The organism is Mesorhizobium sp. M7A.F.Ca.MR.148.00.0.0, from assembly GCF_003997735.1.
In the GTDB taxonomy this organism is placed as follows: Bacteria; Pseudomonadota; Alphaproteobacteria; order Rhizobiales; family Rhizobiaceae; genus Mesorhizobium.
In genome coordinates this window covers 1-3,439 of record NZ_RZTB01000223.1, presented here as the reverse complement: position 1 = coordinate 3,439, position 3,439 = coordinate 1, and the positions used below count along the sequence as shown (strand labels likewise).

At 63.2% G+C, this 3,439-nt stretch carries 3 protein-coding genes and 1 pseudogene (1 of these 4 cut by a window edge); 1 reads left to right on the top strand and 3 read right to left on the bottom strand.

Features of this window, described 5'->3' with window-relative positions:
* A pseudogene (locus EOB49_RS33185) lies at nucleotides 1-958 on the top strand (glycine cleavage T C-terminal barrel domain-containing protein) (its annotated part extends 407 nt beyond the left edge of the window); the annotation flags it as partial.
* Between the two features lie 148 nt (nucleotides 959-1,106).
* On the opposite strand, the gene EOB49_RS33180 reads toward EOB49_RS33185, so the two are convergent.
* From EOB49_RS33180 to EOB49_RS33165, 3 genes are all read right to left on the bottom strand, one after another.
* Nucleotides 1,107-1,694 (bottom strand): NAD(P)H-dependent oxidoreductase, encoded by a 588-nt coding sequence (locus EOB49_RS33180; RefSeq protein WP_127332377.1) that lies wholly within the window; start codon nucleotides 1,692-1,694, stop codon nucleotides 1,107-1,109.
* On the bottom strand, nucleotides 1,694-2,275 hold the full coding sequence (locus EOB49_RS33175) for an NAD(P)H-dependent oxidoreductase (RefSeq protein WP_127383439.1): 582 nt from the start codon (nucleotides 2,273-2,275) through the stop codon (nucleotides 1,694-1,696). The genes EOB49_RS33180 and EOB49_RS33175 overlap by 1 nt, the downstream gene beginning before the upstream one ends.
* A 208-nt stretch (nucleotides 2,276-2,483) precedes the next feature.
* Nucleotides 2,484-3,439 (bottom strand): FAD-binding oxidoreductase (locus EOB49_RS33165; RefSeq protein WP_164781906.1); only part of this gene is annotated, 956 nt, incomplete at its 5' end.

Here is a 3,439-nt window from a genome sequence, read left to right as displayed (position 1 = left end):
TGTCGAGGGCCGCGACGCTCGGCACTTCCTGCAAAGACTATGCGCCAACGACATGGACGTCGCCCCGGGCAAGATCGTCTACACCCAGATGCTCAACCAGCGCGGCGGCATCGAGAGCGACCTGACGATCTCGCGGCTGTCGGAAACGGCTTTCTTCCTCGTCGTCCCCGGCGCCACGCTGCAGCGCGACCTGGCTTGGTTGCGCAAGCACGTCGCCGACGAGTTCGTCGTCATCACCGACGTGACGGCGGCCGAAAGCGTGCTCTGCCTGATGGGCCCGGATGCAAGAAAGCTGATCCAGAAGGTCAGCCCCAACGATTTTTCCAATGATAAAAATCCGTTCGGCACGTTCCAGGAAATCGAGATCGGCATGGGCCTGGCCCGCGCCCACCGCGTCACCTATGTCGGCGAACTCGGCTGGGAACTCTATGTCTCGACCGACCAGGCGGCCCATGTCTTCGAGGCGATCGAGGAGGCAGGTGCGGATTTCGGCCTGAAACTCTGCGGCCTGCACACGCTGGATTCCTGCCGCATCGAAAAGGCGTTCCGGCATTTCGGCCATGACATCACCGACGAGGACAATGTGCTGGAAGCCGGCCTTGGCTTCGCGGTGAAGACCGCCAAGGGCGACTTCATCGGCCGCGATGCCGTGCTGCGCAAGAAGGAAGCCGGCCTGTCACGCCGGCTCGTCCAGTTCCGCCTGAAGGATCCAGAGCCCCTGCTCTTCCACAACGAGGCGATCCTGCGCGACGGCAAGATCGTCGGCCCGATCACTTCAGGCAATCACGGCCATCATCTCGGCGGCGCGGTCGGGCTAGGCTATGTGCCTTGCGAGGGCGAGAGCGAGGCCGATCTGCTGGCCTCAACCTATGAGATCGAGATCGCCGGCGAGCGTTTTGCGGCGGAAGCGTCGTTGAAGCCGATGTACGATCCGAAGTCGGAGCGGACGAGGATGTAGCACTCTCTTCCTTCGCCCCGTTTACGGGGAGAAGGTGGCCCGAAGGGCCGGATGAGGGGCGGCGCCAACCTCTGCAATGTTCGTGCTGCCCCTCATCCGCCTGCAGGCATCTTCTCCCCGTGGAGCGGGGAGAAGGACGCCAATTCCCTCAAAACCGCTCCAACTTCGCCCGCACCTTCGCCAGAAACGCCGCCCGCGTTGCCGGCGTCGAGGCATCCATCAGATAGTGCGCCAGGAAAAACGTCCGGCAGCGCGTCGCGCACAGCGCCCGCATGCCGCGCAGCAGGGTCTTGCGTCCCGGCTGGCCGACGACGACGCTCCACCAGGTCGGCGCGCCGCAGGTGGTGATGACGCCGACCTTGGTCACATGCGTCATCAGCGACTTGATCCGTCCCTTGCCGGCCGGCAGCTTGAAGGCGACGTCCGTCGCCCACACCCGGTCGAGCCAGCCCTTCAGCATCGCTGGCAGCCCGTACCACCATGTCGGATAGACGAACAGGATCGCCTCGGCCCAGTTGAGCAGTTCGAAGTGCGGCTTCAGTGCCGGGTCCTGCGGCGCCTGGTCATTGTAGGAGCGCCGCTCATCGCAGCCCATCACCGGGTCGAATTTCTCCGCATAGAGGTCGAGCAGCCGCACCTCCCAGCCTCGTCGCATCAGCACGTCGATGGCGGTATCGCGAATTGCGGCACAGAAGCTGTCCGGCACCGGATGGCAGTAGACCACCAGCGCGCGCATCAGAAGGCATCCATGCAGGCCGCGACCTTGGTCGTGAAAGCCTTGCGCGTTTGGTCGGTAGACAGGTTCATCGCGTAGTGCGCGAGGTAGCTCACCGGCGCGCCCGGTTTTACGGTGGCGCGCAGCATGCGATTGATCAGCTTGCGTGGCGGATCGCCCATCAGCATGGCTCGGAACCGGCTGCCGCCATAGGTGGTCACCGCTGCAACCTTGCGTATGTTGTGCAGAGACGGCTGCGCCTTGCCGTCGACCAGTTTGAACGACACGCCGGGCAGGAAGACGCGATCGAAAAAGCCTTTCAGGATCGCTGGAAAGCCATAGTTCCAGACCGGATAGGAAAGCACCAGCGCATCGGCGCGCAGCAGGCGTTCGACATAAGGCGCGGCAGCGTCAGCGGCGCCGCGCTGGTTATGATAGTTCAGCCGTTCATCGCGCGTCATCCGCGGATCGAACGCTTCGGCATAGAGATCGCAGTCGTCAACCGTATGGCCCGCCGCCGTCAGGCGCTCGACGATCATCCAATGCAGGCCGGCATTGAAGCTGGTCTCGACCGGATGGGCGTAAAGGACGAGGATGTTCATCGGAGGACATCCTGCAGGTCAGCGCGAGGCACCCCCCTCTGCCCTGCCGGGCATCTCCCCCTCAAGGGGGGAGATTGGCGGTTTCCGCGTTGCTGCCTATCTGCGACGTTGATGGTTAGCGAAAGCAGCGCGGCAATCTGATCTCCCCCCTTGAGGGGGAGATGGCCGGCAGGCCAGAGGGGGGTGTTCAAGCGCCACACGCTGGTCATCAGCTTGCCCTCTGCAGCCCCTTGAAAAGGAATGTCCGGCCCGAACGATAATCATAGTCCGGGTTTTCCCAGGCGATCATCTTGCCGGGGTTGAGCAGGCCTTGCGGATCGGTTTCGCGCTTGAAGGCAAGCTGCACCGCGTCGGTCTGCTTCATGCCGCCCTCTTCCAGCGTGTAGCGATGCGGGTTGAAGATCGGGCAGCCATTCGCTTCATGCAGACGCACGATCTCGTCGAGCCGCGCCTCGGTGGTGAACTTGACCAGCGGCAGGCCGAAGCAGGTGATGTTGCCGTCCAGCCGCACGAATTCCAGATGCGAGAACACCTCGCCCGGAAACATCGCGTCCATCTTCTCGACCAGCGCCAGCTGGTTGGGAAAGGGATAGAGCGACTGCAGATAGGTAATCGAAGGATCGACGCGCAGCGCCCTCAGCGTGGTGTGGTTCCAGGCCAATTCATAGGCCGGCGGCAGGCCCTTTTTCTCTTCCGGCGTCGCCGTGGCCGCATTGTAGATCACCTCGCCGCCGGCACGCCGGGTGAAGGCAAGGAAAGGATCCAGCCCGTGCTGCGCCACCATGACGACGCAGATGCTTTGCCCTTCCCGGAGGAACTTCTGGTGCCGCTTGAAATAGAGCTGAGGCACGGGTGCGGCTATCGGCGTGATCAGCTTGGTCAGGATACCGTCCTGACACGCCAGCGCATTGCCGTAGCGGGCAGCATCCATGAAAGCGCCGAAGCCGACGATGACATCGATCCATTCATAAGCCGCGGTCAGCGGCATCTCGACCTCCGATATGATGCCGTTGGTGCCGTAGGCGTGGGTCACCTTGTGCAGATCCTCGCCAGTAAGTTCGAGCGCTTTCGGTTCGGCCTCCATCGTCACCACGCGCAGGCGCAGCACGTTGCCGAAATCGCGCAGGCCGCCGAAATTGATCGAGCCGACGCCGCCCGAACCGC